The organism is Ideonella azotifigens, assembly GCF_021043325.1.
Classification (GTDB): Bacteria; Pseudomonadota; Gammaproteobacteria; order Burkholderiales; family Burkholderiaceae_C; genus Ideonella; species Ideonella azotifigens.
The window spans coordinates 132,606-153,397 of record NZ_JAJNKD010000017.1 but is presented as its reverse complement, the minus strand read 5'-3'; the positions used below and the strand labels follow the sequence as shown (position 1 = coordinate 153,397).

The following is a 20,792-nucleotide window of genomic DNA, read 5'->3' as shown; positions in this document are numbered from 1 at the left end:
TCGCGCCCAGCCTGCACTCCAGTGTCCTGAACCCCAACATCGACTTCGAGGCCACGCCCTTCGTCGTGCAGCAGGAGCTGGCCGACTGGCCTGCACCGGTGCGCGAAGTGGCCGGTATCCAGAGGGTGGGCAAACGCATTGCCGGCATCTCGTCGTTCGGTGCGGGCGGGGCCAATGCGCATGTGGTGATTGAGGAATACAGCGCACCGCAAACGCAAGACACCCAAAGCGGACCGGCACTCATCGTGCTGTCGGCCAGAAGCGAAGACCGGCTCCAGGAACAAGTCCGGCAACTGCGCGATGCCATCGAAACCGACGCGGCCATCCACCTTGCCGACCTGGCCTACACGCTGCAGGTCGGGCGAGAGGCGATGGAGGAGCGGCTGGGGCTGGTCGTCAGTTCGACGGATGAGCTCCGCCAAAAACTGGGGGCCTACCTCGAAGGCAACGACGTTGACGAGCTGTACCGGGGCCAGGTCAAGCGCAACAAGGACGCGCTGGCGGGGCTGAGCGGGGACGAGGACCTTGGCACGGCGGTCGAGGCGTGGATTGCCAAGGGCAAGCATGGCAAGTTGCTGGACGTGTGGGTCAGGGGCATGGCGGTGCAATGGAGTCGCTTGTACGGCGACAAGCGGCCGCAACGCATCAGCCTGCCCACCTATCCGTTTGCCCGTGAGCGCTACTGGGTGCAGACCAGTCCAACGCAGCTGGTGGCGACCGTGGCCAGCCTGCACCCGCTGGTGCACCGCAACACCTCGGACGTGGACGGCCTGCGCTTCAGCACGCAGCTGAGCGGCGAAGAATTCTTCCTGGCCGACCACGTGGTGCGCGGCGAGCGCGTGCTGCCCGGCGTGGCGCAGCTGGAGATGGCGCGCACGGCGGCCAGCCATGTGCTGGGGCACGAGGTCGTGGCGCTGAGTGACGTGGTGTGGATGCGCCCGGTGGTCCTGGCCAGCGAAGGCCTGAGCCTGCACATCGCGCTGGATTCGCAAGACGACGGGTCCCTCAGCTTCGAGATCTACAGCGAGGACGGCGAGGGCGAGGCCCGGGTCTACAGCCAGGGCCATGCCCACCTCCAGCAGCCGGCCAGCGCGCAGGCGCATGACCTGCAAGCGTTGCGCGCGCAGTGCCAGCAGTCGCAACTGGATGCTGCGCAGTGCTACGCCCGCTTCGAACAATTGGGCTTGCACTACGGCCCGGCGTTCCAGGGCTTGCGCGAAGTCCATGTCGGGCAGGACCAGTTGCTGGCGCGCATCAGCTTGCCGGATGCGGCGCCGCAGGGCGGCTACCAACTGCACCCCAGCCTGCTGGACGCGGCCTTGCAAGCGACGCTGGGTCTGCAACTGGACAGCGAAACATTGATGCTGCCGTTTGCGCTGGGCACGTTGGAGGCGATGGCGCCGTGCACGGGCGAGATGTGGGCGGTCGTGCGCAGAAGTGCTGGGAGCAGTGCAGGAGACGCGGTGCAGCGGTTGGACGTGGACCTGTGCGATGCGCAGGGCAATGTCTGTGTGCGATTTGGAGGGTTCAGCTTGCGTTCGGCAACGGCCACCGTTGCGCGCGTCGAGCCCTTGCCGATGCCGCGGGCTGTCGCGCCGCAGGCATCGGTCCAGACCTTGCTGTTTCAGCCCCGCTGGACTGCGCAAGCGGCAACGCCGGCAACAGGCGACGCGTTCGCTCGGCATCTCGTGCTGCTGTGCGGCGTGGAGGCCACCGATCTGGCAGAGCGTCTGCCCGGCATCGTCTGCCTGACGCCTGCCAATGACGGTGCCCTGGCGCAACGCTTCGAATCCGCCGCCATCGGGTTGCTCGGACAGCTGCAGGCGCTGACCGGCCAGCCCGGCAGGCACCTGATCCAGGTGCTCGTCCCGGCGACCGGAGAAGGCCAGGCCCTGGTGGGCCTGGGCGGCATGCTGCGCACGGCGCAAGTGGAGAACCCGCGCATCACCGGTCAGGTGATCGGTGTGCAGCCCGGGCAGGACCTTGCGCAGGCCTTGCTGGACAACTGCGGCAGCAACGCGCGGCAGGTGCGATACACCAGCAGCGGTGAGCGTGAAGTCGCTGCTTGGACGGAACTTGCGGTGGCGGCTGATGTCGCCTCGCCATGGAAGCCACACGGCGTCTACCTGATCACCGGTGGCGCCGGCGGCCTGGGCCTGATCTTCGCGCGGGAGATCGCTCGCCACGCCAGGAACGCGGTGCTGATCCTGACCGGCCGTTCGGCATTGAACGAAGGCATCCAGGCCAGCATTCGCGAGCTGGAAACGCTGGGTGCCGTGGTGCGCTATCACGCGGTCGACGTCAGCGACGGCGCGGCCTTGACACAGCTGCTGCACAGCATTCCCGAGGAGTTCGAAGGACTGGACGGCATCGTCCACAGCGCCGGGGTGCTGCGCGACAGCCTGATCGCCAGGAAGACGCCGCAGCAATTGCGCGAGGTGCTGGCTGCCAAGGTGGCCGGCACGATTCATCTCGACGAGGCCAGCCGCGACATGGCGCTGGACTTCTTCATCTGCTTCTCATCGATTGCCGGCGCGCTGGGCAATGCCGGGCAGGCAGACTACGCCGCGGCCAATGCGTTCATGGACGCGTTTGCACAGCATCGCAATGCCCTCGTGGCGCAAGGCAAACGCCGGGGGCAGACCCTGTCGCTGAACTGGCCGCTGTGGGACGAAGGCGGCATGCAGGTCGATGCCGCTACACGCAAGCTGCTGGGCCAGCAATTCGGCCTGCACCCGCTGGTCACCGCAAACGGCGTGCTGGCCTTGCGGCAGGCCCTGGCGAGCGGCGGTGCGCAATGCCTGGTCGTGGCCGGTGAGGCCGTCCGCATCCGGCAGTTGCTGCTGGGCCAGCCATCCCAGGCGCCGTTGCCGCCCGTGCCTCAACCCGCCCAGGCGGACCGTCAGGCCAGCGATCACGACTTGCCTGAAAGCGTGAAGCGCGCATTGGTCGCGATGGTCTCGGCGCTGATCAAGGTCAGGCCCGAGGACATCGACGGCGAGACGGCCTTGAGCGAATACGGCTTCGATTCGGTCTCGCTGGCCGAATTCGGCGCTGCGCTGAACCAGCAGTACACGCTCGACCTGAAGCCGACGATCTTTTTCGAACATCCGACGCTGAGCGGTCTGGCTGCCCACCTGGCCCGTGAACACCATGCGGCGCTGGCGCCGCGGTTCGCAGGGGCGGCCAGCATGCTGCCCACAGCGCCGCCGGCCGTGGCGCCACCGGCGCACCAGCGCACCGGTTCGCGTGGCCGCAATCTCTTCAACCAGCGACAGGCAACCGCAAGCCGAAGGCCGGTGGTTGACGAGCCCATCGCCATCATCGGCATGAGCGGCCACTTCCCTCAGGCCCGGGACATCGCCGAGTTCTGGCGCAACCTGCAGGCTGGCAAGGACTGCATCGGCGAGGTGCCGCGCGAGCGCTGGGACTGGCAGGCCTGGTTCGGCGACCCGATCACCGAAGACAACAAGACCAACGTCAAGTGGGGCGGCTTCATCGAGGGTGTCGACGAATTCGACCCGATGTTCTTCGGCATCTCGCCGAAAGAAGCCGAGCTGATGGACCCTCAGCAGCGGCTGATGATGGCCCAGGTCTGGAAGGCGCTGGAGGACGCCGGCTACGCAGGCACGGCGCTGGCGGGAAGCGACACGGCGATCTACGTCGGCACCGGGGCGACGGGCTACGGCACGCTGCTGAACCGTGCCCGCCTCGCCGGCGAAGCCTATGCCGCGACCGGCGGCGTGCCCTCGGTCGGCCCCAACCGGCTCAGCTACCTGTTCGACTGGCATGGCGCGAGCGAGCCGGTGGAAACCGCCTGCTCCAGCTCGCTGGTGGCGCTGCGGCGCGGGGTGGCGGCGCTGCAGAAGGGCGAGGCTTCGGTGGCCGTCGTCGGCGGGGTCAACACCCTTGTTGCGCCGGAGGCGCATGTGAGCTTCAACAAGGCCGGCATGCTGAGCGAGGACGGCCGCTGCAAGACCTTTGCCAGCAACGCCAACGGCTATGTGCGCGGCGAAGGCGTGGCGATGCTGGTGCTCAAGCGCCTGTCGGACGCCGAGCGCGACGGCGACCACATCCACGGCCTGGTGCGCGGCAGCGCCGAGAACCACGGCGGCCGGGCCAATTCCCTCACGGCGCCGAACCCGGTGGCGCAGGCGGCGGTGATCGCCAAGGCGCACCGCAACGCAGGCATTGACCCCCGCACCGTGACCTACATCGAAGCCCACGGCACTGGCACGCCGCTGGGCGACCCGGTGGAGATCAACGGGCTCAAGGCGGCGTTCAAGGAGCTGTATGCGGCCATCGGCGACAGCGCAGTGGCGGCACCGCACTGCGGCCTGGGCTCGGTCAAGACCAACATCGGCCACCTGGAACTGGCGGCAGGTGTGGCGGGCGTCGTCAAGGTGCTGCTGCAGATGAAGCACAAGACTCTGGTCAAGAGCCTGCACAGCGAGACGCTGAACCCCTACATCGACCTGGACGGCAGCCCGTTCTACGTGGTGCAGCAAACACGCGAATGGGAAGCGCTGCGCGACGCGCAGGGCCGGCCGCTGCCGCGCCGCGCGGGCGTCAGTTCGTTCGGCTTTGGTGGGGTGAATGCACACGTGGTGCTGGAGGAGTACATCGCACCGGCGTCGGCGGCTGTCGATGCAGGCCCGGTCGCCGTCGTGCTCTCGGCGCGCACCGAGTCCCAGCTCGCCGAACAGGTGCAGCAGCTGCTTGCGGCCATCGAAGCCGAGCCCGGCATCGTGCTGGCCGACCTGGCCTACACGCTGCAGGTGGGGCGCAAGGCCATGGAGGAGCGCCTTGCGCTGGTTGTCGGTTCGCTGGCGGAGCTGCGCGAGAGGCTCGCCGACCACCTTGCCGGCAAGCTCGCCATGGCCGAGGTCTACCGGGGCCAGGTCAAGGCGCACAAGGACACGCTGGCCGCGCTGGCGGGTGACGAGGACATGGCCGCCATCGCCGAGGCCTGGATGGCCAAGGGCAAGCTGGGCAAACTGCTGGACCTGTGGGTCAAGGGCATGGCGGTGGATTGGCAGCGCCTCTACGGCGCGGTGCGGCCACGCCGCATCAGCCTGCCGACCTATCCCTTTGCCCGCGAGCGGCATTGGGTGCGGACGGACGATGCAAAGCCAGCCGGCGCTGCCGCGACGGCAGCCCTGCATCCGCTGCTTCACCGCAACACCTCGGACCTGGACGGCCTGCGCTTCAGCACGCAGCTGAGCGGCGAGGCCTTTTTCCTGGCCGATCACGTGGTGCGCGAGGCGCGTGTGCTGCCCGCTGCGGCCCAGCTGGAAATGGCGCGCCAGGCCGCAAGCAAAGTGCTGGGCGAGGCCGGTCGCATCGCCTTGCATGACGTGGCCTGGCAGCGGCCGATCGCGGTGGGCGAGGGCGGCTTACCGGTGCATGTGACGCTGTACCCGGAGGCGAACGGCGAGCTCGGTTTCGAGATTCGCGGCGAAGGCGCTGGCGACGAGGCTGTGGTCTACAGCCAGGGCATGGCCAGGTCCGAGCTCGCGAAGCTTCCTGTCGAGGCCCACGACCTGGCGGCGCTGCGCCAACGCTGCGACGCGGCGCATCTCAGCGGCGCGCAGTGCCAGGAGCGCTTCGCCCGCATGGGCTTGCGCTACGGCCCCGCGTTCCGCGGCTTGCACGAGCTGTTTGTCGGCGCCGGCCAGGTGCTGGCACGGCTGGTCTTGCCCGAGGCGGTGCAGGCCACCTGGCCGGACTACCAGCTGCACCCCAGTCTGGTGGACGCGGCCCTGCAGGCCACGCTGGGCCTGCAAGTGGGCGAGCCTCAGTTGATGCTGCCCTTTGCGCTTGGCAGCCTGGAGACCTTCGCGCCGTGCACCTTGGCGATGTGGGCCATCGCGCAGCGCTGCCCCGGCAGCCAGGCCGGTGAGTCCGTGCAACGCTTCGACATCGACCTCTGCGACGAGCAGGGTGCCGTCTGCGTGCGCCTGCGGCAGTTCGGCGTGCGCTCGCCAATGGGCAGTGCCCCGCAGGACGACAGGCCGGTGCCTGCCGCCGTGCCCGCCCCGGCTGGCAGCGTGCTGCAGGACAAGGTCAGGCGCATGCTGGTCGAGATGGTGTCGCAGCTGATCAAGGTCAAGCCCGAAGACATCGATGGCGACACGGCGCTCAGCGAATACGGTTTCGACTCCATCTCGCTGACCGAATTCGGCAATGCGCTGAGCCAGCAGTACCGGATCGATGTGAAGCCGACGATCTTCTTCGAGCATCCCACGCTGGACGCGCTGGCCGGCCACCTGGCGAGCGAGCACCACGCGGCACTCGCACCGCTGCTCGCACCAGCAGTCGCCGAGATGACAGACGCCATGGCCCCCATGCTCGCGCAGGAACCTGCGGTCGAACGCCCCCGGTCGCGCGGGCGCGCCAGCCTGGTCCGCCCGGCAGCGGTGGTGAGCCAGCGCCAGGCGCTGGACGAGCCCATCGCCATCATCGGCATGAGCGGGCAGTTCCCGCAGGCGCCGGACCTTGAGGCCTTCTGGCGCGTGCTGGCCCAGGGCCAGGACTGCATCACCGAGATCCCGCCCGAGCGCTGGGACTGGCGCGAATGGTTCGGCGACCCGGCGCACGAGCAGAACCGCACCCACATCAAGTGGGGCGGCTTCATGGCCGGCATCGATCAGTTCGACCCCATGTTCTTCGGCATCTCGCCGAAGGAAGCCAGGCTGATGGATCCGCAGCAGCGGCTGATGATGATGCACGTCTGGAAGGCGCTGGAAGACGCCGGCTATGCCGGGCCGGCGCTGGCGGGCAGCGACACAGCCATTTATGTCGGCACCGGTGCTGCCGGCTACGGCACGCTGCTGAACCGCGTGAGCCTGGGCGGCGAAGCCTATTCGTCCACCGGTGGCGTGCCCTCGGTCGGCCCGAACCGCATGAGCTATTTCCTCGACTGGCATGGGCCCAGCGAGCCGGTGGAAACGGCCTGCTCCAGCTCGCTGGTGGCGCTGCGGCGGGCCATCCTGGCGATCCAGCGTGGCGACTGCGGCCTGGCCATCGCCGGTGGCGTGAACACCATGGTCACGCCGGAAATGCACATCAGCTTCAACAAGGCCGGCATGCTGAGCGAGGATGGCCGCTGCAAGACCTTCGCCAGCAATGCCAACGGCTATGTGCGTGGTGAAGGCGTGGCGATGCTGGTGCTCAAGCGCCTGTCGGACGCCGAGCGCGACGGCGACCACATCCACGGCCTGGTGCGCGGCAGCGCGGAGAACCACGGCGGGCGCGCCAATTCCCTGACGGCCCCGAACCCGGTGGCGCAGGCCGCGGTGATCGCCAAGGCACACCGCAACGCTGGCATCGACCCGCGCACCGTGAGCTACATCGAAGCCCACGGCACCGGCACGCCGCTGGGCGACCCGGTGGAGATCAACGGGCTCAAGGCCGCGTTCAAGGAGCTGTATGCCGCCACCGGTGACAGCGAAGTCGCAGCACCGCACTGCGGCCTGGGCTCGGTCAAGACCAACATCGGCCACCTGGAACTCGCAGCCGGTGTGGCAGGCGTCGTCAAGGTGCTGCTGCAGATGAAGCACAAGACCTTGGTCAAGAGCCTGCACAGCGAGACGCTGAACCCCTACATCGACCTGGACGGCAGCCCGTTCTACGTGGTGCAGCAAACACGCGAATGGGAAGCGCTGCGCGACGCGAAAGGCCAGCCGCTGCCGCGCCGCGCGGGCGTGAGCTCGTTCGGCTTTGGTGGCGTGAATGCACACGTGGTGCTGGAGGAGTACATCGCGCCGGCGTCGGCGGCGGTCGATGCCGGGCCGGTTGCGGTGGTGCTCTCGGCGCGCAATGAAGAGCGCTTGCTTGCGCAGGCGCGCCAGCTCTCGGCTTTCATCGCCTTGCCGGAAAACGCAGGCCTTGACCTGAACGACCTGGCCTACACGCTGCAGGTGGGGCGAGAGGCCATGGAAGAACGGCTGGCCCTGGTCGCAGGATCGCTGGACGAGCTGCGCGACAAGCTGGCGCGTTTCCTGGCCGGCGAGCCTGGCGTGGAAGCGGGCCATCGCGGCCAGGTTCGGCCGCACAAGGCAGCCATGGCGGCCCTGCCGGCGGACGAAGACCATGCGCAAGCCGTGCGCGGCTGGCTGGCAAATGCCGAGCTGAACCCATTGCTGGCCCTGTGGGTCAAGGGCTTTGCGCTGGACTGGGCGGCGCTGCACGGCCCGCACCAGCGGCGCCGCATCAGCTTGCCGACCTATGCCTTCGCCCAGGAACGCCACTGGGTGCCAGGCGGCGCCGTGCGCCCGGGCGACGCAGCCAACGAAGCCGTGCCGCCAGCCGCACGCGAAACCCAACTCAAGCGGAACACCTCCGAGATGATCGATTCGATTGCTGCAAATCCAGCGCAGGCCGCGGATGAGCGCTTGCGTGAAAAAAGCATCCTGCAGATCAGGCAGCTGATCAGCGAGGGCGTCGGGCTGCCGGTGGAAACCATCCAGGCCCACATCGGCTTCGACGAATACGGCATCGACTCCATCCTGGCGCTGGAGCTGACCAATGCCCTGCGCGACGCGATCGGGGCCGAGGGCATCGGCACCTCGCTGTTTTTCGAGCACCCCACCATCGAGCGCCTGGTCGACCATTTCATGCAGACCGAGGCCGAGGCCTTGCGGCGCTGGACGGGTCTGGACCGCGTCGCGGTGCCGCGTCCCGTCGCCCCTGCGGTGGTCTCCCCAGGAGTGAGCGAGCCCGAGGCGAGGCCCGGCTTCGACGTGGCCATCGTCGGCCTGGCCGGGCGCTACCCGCAGGCCGCCGATGTCGGCGAGCTCTGGGCCCACCTCGCGGGGACGCCTCGGCCTGCCCCGGCCTTCGCGCCCGAGCCCGCCCTGTGGAACGAGGCCCGCGGGTTCGATCCCCGGTTCTTCGGCCTCAGCCCGCAGCAGGCCCAGGCGATGGGGCCGCAGGCGCGGCTTTTCCTGCAGCAGGTGCATGCGAGCGTCGAAGAAGCGGGCTACACACCCGCCCGGCTGGCGCACAGCTGGAAGATCGGCCTGTTCGTCGGGGTGAGCCACGAGCGCGGCTGGGCCATTGCCGACCAGGTGTCGCAGTGCTTCGATTTCCAGGGCCCCGGCATGGCGGTGGACACTGCCGGTGCGTCCGCTTTGACGGCTGTGCACCTGGCCGTCGACAGCCTGCGCAGCGGCGACAGCGAGGTGGCCATTGCCGGCGGCGTGGACGGCGAGGCCGTGGGCGCGCTGGTGCTCAAGCCGCTGCATCGCGCGCTGGCCGATGGCGATCATGTCCACGGCGTGATCAAGGGCAGTGCGGTGAGCTCACCGGGCAGGACGCGCGGCGATGCCGCATCCCGTGCTGCGCAGCAGGCCCGGCTGGTCGGCGACGCGCTGCAGCGGGCGGGGGTCGATGCGCGGGCGGTCAGCCACGTGACCACGCAGGCGGCCAGCGGCCTGGTGGGCCTCAGCAAGCTGCTGCTGCAGATGAAGCACCAGACCCTGCTGCCGGACGCGGGTTCGCAACTGACCCACTGGCGCCGCCCGGTGCTGGCCCTGGACGGCCAGCCGCGCGAGTTGCCAAGGATGGCGGGCGTCTCTTCGTTCGGGCCTGCCGGCGCCAACGCTCATGTGGTGATCGCGGAGCACATCCCGCCGCTGGAGGCGGACGAGGCAGCGAACGCCGGCCAGGGACCGGCGCTGGTGCTGCTGTCGGCCCGCGACGAGGCTGCGCTGCAGCGGCAGGCGCAGCGGCTGCTGGCGGCCATCGCCACGCCGCAGCCCACGGCCGGGCTGACGCTGGCCAACCTGGCTTACACGCTGCAGGTGGGCCGCGAGGCCATGGCAGAGCGCCTGGCGCTGCAGGTGGATTCGCTGGACGATTTGCGGGCCAAGCTGGCCGCCTTCATCGCGGGCAACTTGCAGCTTGGCGGCCTGCATCGCGGGCAAGCCGGGCGGCAGGCGCTGGCCGCGCTGCTGGACGACGAGGACATGGACGCCACCGTGCGGGCCTGGATTGCCAAGGGCAAGTTCGGCAAGCTGGCCGATCTGTGGGCCCAAGGCTTCGACCTGGACTGGCAGCGCCTGCACCCAGCCGCGGATGGCGCTGCCCGTCCCAAGCAGATCAGCCTGCCCACCTATCCTTTTGCTGCTGAGTTTGCGGGTGACTCTCTTGCGGCCGGCATGGAGCCGGCCATGCCACCCCAGGAGCCGGCGGAGCCTGAACCGCCGACACCCGCCGCTGCCGAACGGGCTGCGCCGGCGGCCGTCAAGCCCATGCCGCGGCAAGCGGGCAGGACCTCGTGGCCGCTGTCGTTCGCGCAGCAGCGGCTGTGGTTCCTGGACCAGTACGAGCCGGGCTTGGCCATCTACAACATCCCGGCCGCCGTGCGGCTGACTGGCCAGCTGGACACCGACGCGCTGGCGCGCACGCTCAACGAGATCGTGCGCCGCCACGAGGCGCTGCGCACCTCGTTCGCGATGGAAGCGGGCGAGCCGGTGCAGGTCATCGCGCCGGCGCTGGTGTTGCCGCTGCAGACGCTGGACCTCAGCGGCCTGCCCACAGCGCAGCGCGAGGCACAAACCCGTGAACAGCTGCAAGCTGAGGCGGACCAGCCGTTCGACCTGGCGACCGGCCCGCTGATCCGCTTCCGCCTGCTGCGGCTGGCCAGCGATGCGCACCTGCTGCTGGTGACCATGCACCACATCGTCTCGGATGGCTGGTCCATGGGCATCGTGGTGCAGGAGGTGGCGGCCCTGTACCGGTCCTTCCTGCAGGGCCTGCCGCCCGCCTTGCCGGCCTTGCCCATCCAGTACGCGGACTTTGCCGAATGGCAACGCCAGCGCCTGAGCGGCGGCCTGCTGGCACGGCAGCTGGGCTACTGGCAGCGCAAGCTGGAAGGCAGCCCGCAGTTGCTGGCCCTGCCCACGGACCGGCCGCGGCCGACCAAGCTGGGCCACCGGGGCGCGGCCCTGCCGTTCACCGTGCCGGCGGCAGCGGTGGCCGGCCTGCGGGCACTGGGCCACCAGGCGCAGGGCACGCTGTTCATGGCGCTGTGCGCGGCCTTCAATGTGCTGATGGCGCGGCATTCGGGCCAGACCGACATCTGCATCGGCACGCCCATCGCCAACCGCAACCGCACCGAAATCGAGAACCTGATCGGCTTCTTCGTCAACACGCTGGTGCTGCGCACCCAGGTGGACCTGGCGCAGGACTTCCTCAGCCTGCTGCGGCAGGTGCGGCAGACCACGCTGGAAGCCTACGACCACCAGGACGTGCCCTTCGAACAACTGGTCGAGGCCGTGCGGCCGGAGCGGCACACCAGCTACTCGCCCTTGTTCCAGGTGATGCTGGTGCTGCAGAACGCGCCGATGACCGGGCTGGTTTTGCCTGGCCTGCGCGCCGAGCTGATGCAGGCCGAGCGAGTGACGGCGAAGTTTGACCTGACGCTGACGCTGACCGAAGACCCGCAAGGCCTGCACGGCGAGCTGGAGTACAACACCGACCTGTTCGAGGCCGCGACCATCGAGCGCATGGCCGGCCACTTCACGCAGCTGCTGCGGGCCATCGTGGAAGATCCCGAGCGCCCGGTGGGCGAGCTGCCGATGCTGGGCGCAGCCGAGCGCCAGCAACTGCTGCACGGCTTCAACGACACCGCCACCGTCTACCCGCGGGTGGCCCCTGGCAGCAACACCCTGCACCAGCTCTTCGAAGCCCAGGTGCAACGCAGCCCCGAGCGCACCGCCGTGGTCTACGAGGGTGCCTCGCTGAGCTACGCCGAACTCAACGCGCAGGCCAACCGCCTGGCGCGCCAGCTGCGCAGCCTGGGCGTAGGGCCCGACTCGCTCGTGGGCCTGTGCATGGAGCGCTCCGTCGAGATGATCGTCGGCCTCTATGCCACCCTGAAGGCCGGCGGCGCCTACGTGCCACTGGACCCCGGCTTCCCGGCCGAGCGCCTGGCCACCATCCTGGACGACGCCAAGCCGGTGGCCGTGCTCACGCAAAGCCATCTGCAGGACCGCGTGCCGGCCACCCCTGGCCTGCCGGTGATCGTGTTGGACGACGGCGCCGAACTGCTGGTCGACCCCGGCAACCTGGAGAATCTGACCGAGCCAGGCCTTTTGGCCTATGTCATCTACACCTCCGGCTCCACCGGCAAGCCCAAGGGCGTGGGCATCGAGCACCGGGGCATCGTCAACCGCCTGCAGTGGATGCAGCAAGCCTATCCGCTGACCGCGGCAGACAGGGTGCTGCAGAAGACTCCCTTCAGCTTCGACGTCTCGGTGTGGGAATTCTTCTGGCCGCTGCTCGAAGGCGCGACCCTGGTCGTGGCCAGGCCCGGCGGCCACCAGGACGTGGCCTACCTGGCGCGCGTGATCGATGAACAGCGCATCACCACGCTGCACTTCGTGCCGCCGATGCTCGACGTGTTCCTCAACGAAGCCAGGCCCGGCAGTGCCAGGTCGCTGCGCCAGGTCATGTGCAGCGGCCAGGCCCTGCCGCTGGAACTGCAGCAGCGCTTCTTCCAGACCTGGGACCACGTCGAACTGCACAACCTCTACGGCCCCACCGAAGCCTCGGTCGACGTCACTTATTGGCAGTGCCACAAGGACAGCGAGCTGCAGTGCGTGCCGATTGGCAAGCCGATTGCCAACATCCAGATCCACATCCTCGACGACTTGCTCAACCCGGTGCCCATCGGCGTGGTCGGCCACCTGTTCATCGCCGGCATCGGCCTGGCGCGGGGCTACATCAACCGGCCCGAGCTGACCGAACAGAGCTTCATCCCCAACCCGTTCAGCGCAGAGCCCGGGGCCAGGATGTACCGCTCGGGCGACCTGGCGCGCTACCTGCCCGACGGCAACATCGAGTACCTGGGCCGCAGCGACCACCAGGTCAAGATCCGCGGGCTGCGCATCGAGCTGGGCGAGATCGAGAGCGCGCTGGGGGCCGTGCAGGCCGTGCGCGACGTGGTGGTGCTGGCGCGGGAGGACGAGCGCAAGATCCCGCGCCTGGTGGCCTACCTGGTGGCGCATGACGGGCACAGCTTGCCCGACGAGGCGCAGCTGCGCACGGCGCTGGCGCAAAGCCTGCCCGAGTACATGCTGCCCAGCCACTTCGTGAGCCTGGAGGCGATGCCGCTGACGGCCAATGGCAAGGTGGACCGCAAGGCGCTGCCCGCGCCTGACATGTCACAGAGCGAGGTCGCATACCTGGCGCCCCGCACCGAGAACGCGCTGAAGCTGGCAGCGGTCTGGAAGGACGTGCTGAAGGTCGAACAGGTCGGCCTGGGCGACAACTTCTTCGACCTGGGCGGCCATTCCTTGCTGGCCACGCAGCTGATGTCGCGCGTCAACGCGGCGTTTGGCACCGAGATCTCGCTGCGCGCAATCTTCGAGGCGCCCACGCTGGGCGAGATGGTGCAACTGGTGGCGCCCGATGAGGCCGAACCGACCGCAGAACCGACCGCTGTGCCGGCCGCCGTGCCGGCCGCCGTGCCGTCCGCGCCGGCCGAGACCTCGGAAGGTCATCCGCTGTCCTTTGCCCAGCAGCGGCTGTGGTTCCTGGACCAGCTGGAACGCCACAGCCCGCTCTACAACATCCCCGCGGCCGTGCGCCTCACGGGCAAGCTGGACCACGAGGCCCTGGCCTTCGCGTTCAACGCGGTGATCGGCCGCCATGACGCGCTGCGCGCGTACTTCGAAAGCACCGGCGGCATGCCGGTGCAGAAGATCCTGCCGCGCCTGGAGGTGACGCTGGCGCTCAACGACCTGCGCGATCTGCCGCGCATGGAGCGCGAGGCCCGGATGCAGTGGTTGATGCTGGACCAGGCGCGCACCCCATTCGACCTGCAGACCGGCCCGTTGGTCCGCGGTGGCCTGCTGCAGCTCGGCGACGAGGAACACCTGCTGCTGCTGACGATGCACCACATCGTCTCCGACGGCTGGTCCATGGGCATCCTGGTGCGGGAAGTCGGTGTGCTGTATGCCGGCCGCGCGATGGGGGCCACCGCGGCGCTGCCCGAGCTGCCGATGCGCTACGTCGATTTCGCCCGCTGGCAGCGGCAATGGCTGGCTGGCGAGGTGCTGGCGCAGCAACTGGCTTACTGGCGCCAGCAACTCGCGGGCAGTCCGCAGCTGCTGGCCTTGCCCACCGACAGGCCACGCCCTGCGGTGCAGAGCCAATCCGGCGCCTCGGTGGCGTATGCCGTGCCTGCGGAGGTGCATGCCAAGCTGCTGGCGCTGGGCCGAAAGCGCCAGAGCACCTTGTTCATGACACTGTGCGCCGCCTTCAACGTGCTGCTGGCGCGCCAGGCCGGGCAGACCGACATCTGCATCGGCACGCCCATCGCCAACCGCAACCGCGCCGAGATCGAGGGGCTGATCGGCCTGTTCGTCAACACGCTGGTGCTGCGTACTCAGGTCGACCTCGGCCTCGGATTCAATGCGCTGCTGGCGCAGGTGAGGGGCCACACGCTGGATGCCTACGCGAACCAGGACGTGCAGTTCGAGCAATTGGTCGAGGCGCTTCAGCCTGAGCGCGACAGCAGCTTCACGCCGCTGTTCCAGGTCATGCTGGTCTTGCAGAACGCGCCGATGAAGCTGGAATTGCCCGGCCTGCAACTGGCGTTCGTGCCGGGTGAGCGAGTGACGGCGAAGTTCGACCTGACGCTGACGCTGACCGAAGACCCGCAAGGCCTGCACGGCGAGCTGGAGTACAACACCGACCTGTTCGAGGCCGCGACCATCGAGCGCATGGCCGGCCACTTCACGCAGCTGCTGCGGGCCATCGTGGAAGATCCCGAGCGCCCGGTGGGCGAGCTGCCGATGCTGGGCGCAGCCGAGCGCCAGCAGCTCCTGTACGGCTTCAACGACACCGCCACCGTCTACCCGCGGGTGGCCCCGGGCAGCAACACCCTGCACCAGCTCTTCGAAGCCCAGGTGCAACGCAGCCCCGAGCGCACCGCCGTGGTCTACGAGGGTGCCTCGCTGAGCTACGCCGAACTCAACGCGCAGGCCAACCGCCTGGCGCGCCAGCTGCGCAGCCTGGGCGTTGGCCCGGACTCGCTCGTGGGCCTGTGCATGGAGCGCTCCGTCGAGATGATCGTCGGCCTGTATGCCACCCTGAAGGCCGGCGGCGCCTACGTGCCACTGGACCCCGGCTTCCCGGCCGAGCGCCTGGCCACCATCCTGGCAGACGCCCGCCCCGTGGCCGTGCTCACCCAAAGCCACCTGCAGGACCGCGTGCCCGCCACGCCCGACCTGCCGGTGATCGTGCTGGACAGCGACGAGAGGCTGCTGGTCGACCCCGGCAACCTGGAGAACCTGACCCAGCCAGGCCATTTGGCCTATGTCATCTACACCTCCGGCTCCACCGGCAAGCCCAAGGGCGTGGGCATCGAGCACCGGGGCATCGTCAACCGCCTGCAATGGATGCAGGAGGCCTACCCGCTGACGGCAGCGGACAGGGTGCTGCAGAAGACCCCCTTCAGCTTCGACGTCTCGGTGTGGGAATTCTTCTGGCCGCTGCTCGAAGGCGCGACCCTGGTCGTGGCCAGGCCCGGCGGCCACCAGGACGTGGCCTACCTGGCGCGCGTGATCGATGACGAACGCATCACCACGCTGCACTTCGTGCCGCCGATGCTGGACGTGTTCCTCAACGAAGCCAAGCCCGCCAGTGCCAGGTCGCTGCGCCAGGTCATGTGCAGCGGCCAGGCCCTGCCGCTGGAGCTGCAGCAGCGCTTCTTCCAGACCTGGGACCACGTCGAACTGCACAACCTCTACGGCCCCACCGAAGCCTCGGTGGACGTCACCTACTGGCAATGCCACAAGGACAGCGAACTGCAGTGCGTGCCGATTGGCAAGCCGATTGCCAACATCCAGATCCACATCCTCGACGACTTGCTCAACCCGGTGCCCATCGGCGTGGTCGGCCACCTGTTCATCGCCGGCATCGGCCTGGCGCGGGGCTACATCAACCGGCCCGAGCTGACCGAACAGAGCTTCATCCCCAACCCGTTCAGCGCAGAGCCCGGGGCCAGGATGTACCGCTCGGGCGACCTGGCGCGCTACCTGCCCGACGGCAACATCGAGTACCTGGGCCGCAGCGACCACCAGGTCAAGATCCGCGGGCTGCGCATCGAGCTGGGCGAGATCGAGAGCGCGCTGGGGGCCATGCAGGCCGTGCGCGACGTGGTGGTGCTGGCGCGGGAGGACGAGCGCAAGATCCCGCGCCTGGTGGCCTACCTGGTGGCGCATGACGGGCACAGCTTGCCCGACGAGGCGCAGCTGCGCACGGCGCTGGCGCAAAGCCTGCCCGAGTACATGCTGCCCAGCCACTTCGTGAGCCTGGCGGCGATGCCGCTGACGGCCAATGGCAAGGTGGACCGCAAGGCGCTGCCCGCACCGGACATGTCACAGGGCGAGGCCGAATACCTGGCGCCTCGCACGGCGGCCGAACAGGCCGTGGCCGAAGTCTGGGCCGAGCTGCTGCAGGTCGACAAGGTGGGTGTGCACGACGACTTCTTTGCGCTTGGCGGCCATTCGTTGCTGGCCACGCAGTTGATGTCGCGCCTGGGGGCGAAATTCGGCACCGCCATTTCGCTGCGCACCGTCTTCGAGACGCCGGTGCTGGCGGACCTGGCCGCCATCCTCGCGCCCGCGGGGGCCGAGTCACCGGAAGCGCCGCAGACGCCGGCCGCCCTGGGCTTGCCGGCCGAGTTGCCAGCACAAGCCTTCCCGCCGTCGCTGGCCCAGCAGCGCCTGTGGTTCCTGGATCAGCTGGAGGGCCCGAGTGCCACCTACAACGTCCCGATCGCGTTCCGTCTCGAAGGCAAGCTGAACCGGCCCGCGTTGCAGGCGGCGCTGAACGACCTCGTGTGTCGCCACGACGCGCTGCGCGCCTGTTTCCAGAGCGCCGGCGGCACACCGGTGCTGCGGCTGTTGCAGCGAGTGGACCTGGCGCTCCCGTTCGATGACCTGCGCCACTCGACGCAGCAGGCGCGCGACGCAGCAGTGGCCGCGCGCATGCTGGCCGAAGCGCAGCTGCCTTTTGACCTGACGACAGGCCCGCTGATCCGGGGTGGCCTGCTGCAGCTCGGCGACGAGCAGCATCTGCTGCTGCTGACCGTGCATCACATCGTCTTCGACGGCTGGTCCATCGGCATCCTGGTGCGGGAATTCGGTGCGCTCTATGCGAGCCACGCCGCGGGGCTGCCGCTGGCGCTGCCCGAGCTGCCCATGCGCTACGTCGACTTTGCCGCCCGGCAGCGGCAGTGGCTGAGCGGCGAACGCCTGGCGCGGCAACTGGGCTACTGGCAGCAGCGCCTGAATGGGGCGCCCGCGCTGCTGGATTTGCCCACTGACCGGCCGCGCCCGCCTGTGCAGCGCCAAGACGGCGCCTCCTTGCCGTATGCGCTGCCCGCGGAGCTCTCTGCCAGGCTGCGGGCGCTCAGCAGGAAGACGCAGAGCACCTTGTTCATGACCCTGTGCGCGGCCTTCAACGTCCTGCTGGCGCGCCAGGCCGGGCAGACCGACATCTGCATCGGCACGCCCATCGCCAACCGCAACCGCACCGAGATCGAGGGCTTGATCGGCCTGTTCGTCAACACGCTGGTGATTCGCACGCAGGTCGACCTCAGCCTTGGATTCTCTGCGCTGCTGGCGCAGGTGAGGGGCCACACGCTGGATGCCTACGCGAACCAGGATGTGCCCTTCGAGCAGGTGGTGGAGGCCTTGCAGCCCGGCCGGCATGCCCGTCACACGCCGCTGTTCCAGGTGATGCTGGCCCTTCAGAACGCGCCCATGGCCCGGCCGGAAATGCCGGACCTGTCGATGTCGTTTGTTGCCGGCCCCGTCGTCACCGCCAAGTTCGATCTGACCCTGACCCTGACCGAAAGTGCAGACGGGTTGCATGGCGACTTCGAATACAGCACCGACCTGTTCGACGCCAGCACGATCGCGCGCCTGGCCGGCCACTTCACGCGCCTGCTGCAGGCCATCGTGACTGATCCCGACACGCCGGTTGGGGAGCTGGACCTGCTGGGCAGCGGCGAGCGCCAGCGCATGCTGGCCGAATGGAACGACACCGCCACGGCGTTCCCCGGCGTGGACCCGCAATCCACGCAGGTCCAGCAGCTGTTCGAGGCGCAGGTGGCGCGCACGCCGCACAAGGTGGCCGTCGTCCATGAGGGCCGCTCGCTCAGCTACGCCGAGCTGAACGCACAGGCCAACCGGCTGGCGCACCATTTGATGGTGCTGGGCGTTGGGCCCGAGTCGCGTGTCGCGATCTGCGCGGAACGTGGCGTGGAGATGGTGATGGCCTTGCTGGCGACGCTCAAGGCAGGCGGCGCCTACGTGCCGCTCGATCCAGCCTATCCGGCGGACCGCCTGTCCCACATGCTGCACGACAGCGCGCCGGTGGCGGTGCTGACCTGCCTGCGCCAGGCCACCCGTTCGCGCCTGGCGGCGACCTTGCAGGCGCAGGGCATGCCGAACCTGGACCTTCAGGCGGACGCACAGCACTGGGCTCATCAGGCGGGCGTCAACCCCGAGCTTGAAGCCGATGGGTCGGCGGGGCGCCGCCTCGCCTATGTGATCTACACCTCGGGCTCGACCGGGCAACCCAAGGGCGTGATGGTCGAGCATGCGTCGGTGGTCAACCTGATCCAGGGCCATGTGCGCCTGTGCGCGCTCTCTGAAGAGGACCGTGTGCTGCAGTTCGCCTCGGTCGCGTTCGACGCGTCGGTCGAGGAGATCTTTCCCGCGCTGACGGTGGGCGCCACCCTGGTGCTGCGGCCGGCCGACCTGGTCGCGCCAGACGAGGTCTTCCTGAACTTCATCGCCGACATGGGCATCACCGTGGCCGAGCTGCCGACTGCCTTCTGGCAACAGTGGGCGCAGAACGCAGCGCCCGCGAGCGGCGCTGAACCCGGCGCGCTGCGCCTGGTCGTGGTGGGCGGCGAGAAGGCGGAGCGCCGCCACCTCGGTCCGTGGCGGCGCGCAGTGCAGGCAGGCACGGCCTGGCTCAACACCTATGGCCCGACCGAGGCGACGGTGTACGCCACGGCCTGGAAGATGGACGCTCGCCAGGCCTTGCCGCCGGGTGAGATCCCGATCGGCCGCCCGGCGGCCAACACCCAGGTCTACATCCTCGACAGCCGTTTACAGCCGGTACCGGTTGGCGTGGCAGGCGAGATCCACATCGGCGGTGCCGGCGTCGCCCGCGGCTACCTGAACCAACCAGAGCTGACGGCGGAACGCTTCATCGCCGACCCCTTCGGCCGCTTGCCGGGCGGCAGGCTGTACAAGACCGGCGACCTCGCCAGGTACCTGCCGGGCGGCGAGATCGAGTACCTGGGACGCAATGACTTCCAGGTCAAGATCCGCGGCTTCCGGATCGAGCTGGGCGAGATCGAGGCCAAGCTGGCTGCGGCCCACGGCATCCGGGAGGCGGTGGTGCTGGCGCATGAGGCGCCTGGCGGCGACAAGCGGCTGGTGGCCTACGTGGTGCCACATGCCGGGCACGCGCTGGACGAGGACGCCCTGCGTGCCGAACTGGCGGAGGAACTGGCCAGCTTCATGCTGCCGAGCGCCTACGTGATGTTGGACGTGTTGCCGCTGACCCCCAACGGCAAGGTCGATCGCAAAGCCTTGCCGGTGCCTGAGATGGCGCAAAGCCAGGCCGCATACATGCCGCCGCGCACGCCGACCGAACAGGCCATCGCGGAGGTCTGGGCCGAGCTGCTGCAGATCGACAAGGTGGGGGCCGAGGACGACTTCTTCCTGCTCGGTGGCCACTCGCTGCTGGCCACGCAAATGGTGGCAAAGCTGCGCGATCGCGGCGTCAACGGGATGGTTTTGAGAGACCTCTTTGCCCACCCGTCGCTGGCGGCCCTGGCGAAGTTCATCGATTCGCATGCGACGGCCGCCAGGCATCCGAACCTGGTCCGGATCCGCACCCGCGGGGACGCCACGCCGCTGTTCCTGATCCATCCAATTGGCGGCGAAGTGCAGTATGCGTTCGACCTGTCGCGACACCTGGCCCCGAATCAGCCCGTGTACGCCTTGGCCGCCAGCGGCTTTGCCAGTGGCGAGAAGCCGCATGCCAGCATCGCCGAGATGGCGCGTGCCTACCTCGGTGCCATCCGCCAGGTCCAGGCAAGCGGGCCCTACCAGCTCGCGGGCTGGTCCCTGGGTGGCATGATCGCCTACGAGATCGCGCACCAGCTGCTTGGCGCAGGGGAGACGGTGGCCTTCGTGGGCATGATCGACAGCGGCTGCCCGCTGGCCAGCGAGCCGGGCGAGGCGGCCCGCGAGGTCGACGAATGCAGCGCCCTGCTGCACTGGGTCATCGACCTGCACCCCGAGTGGGTCGACGCGAGCCAGCATCCCGTCTACGACGAGGTCACACAGCTGGCGAGCGCCGGGCAACTGGACGCCATCATCCAGGTGTGCCAACGCGAGCAGCTGCTGCCGACGCAGCTCGATGCGGCGCAGGTGAAGCGCATCGTGGCGCTGTACGTGGCCGGTGCCAAGGCGGCCGACGCCTACCGGCCACCGCTGATTGCGGCGCCGGTGAGCTTCTTCGCCGCCGCGCGGCGCGAAGGCGAGGACCTCACGCTCGGCTGGGCCGCCTTGCTCGGCAAGCGCCTGCGGGTGATGGCCATCGGTGGCAGCCATTACACGATCGTGAAGCCGCCACACATCGAGAAGCTGGCGCGCGAGATCTCGGCCAGCCTCCACCGTGGGGCGAGCAGCGGGCCTTTGCATGCTGCCGCCCACATTTCGTTCGCCAACAAATAGCCGAAAGAC

At 68.9% G+C, this 20,792-nt stretch carries 1 protein-coding gene; it reads left to right on the top strand.

Going from position 1 to position 20,792, the window contains the following annotated elements; translation table 11 throughout:
- Nucleotides 1–11 precede the first annotated feature (11 nt).
- On the top strand, nt 12–20,783 hold the full coding sequence (locus LRH25_RS26545; protein WP_310742445.1) for a non-ribosomal peptide synthetase: 20,772 nt from the start codon (nt 12–14) through the stop codon (nt 20,781–20,783).
- Nucleotides 20,784–20,792 lie beyond the last annotated feature (9 nt).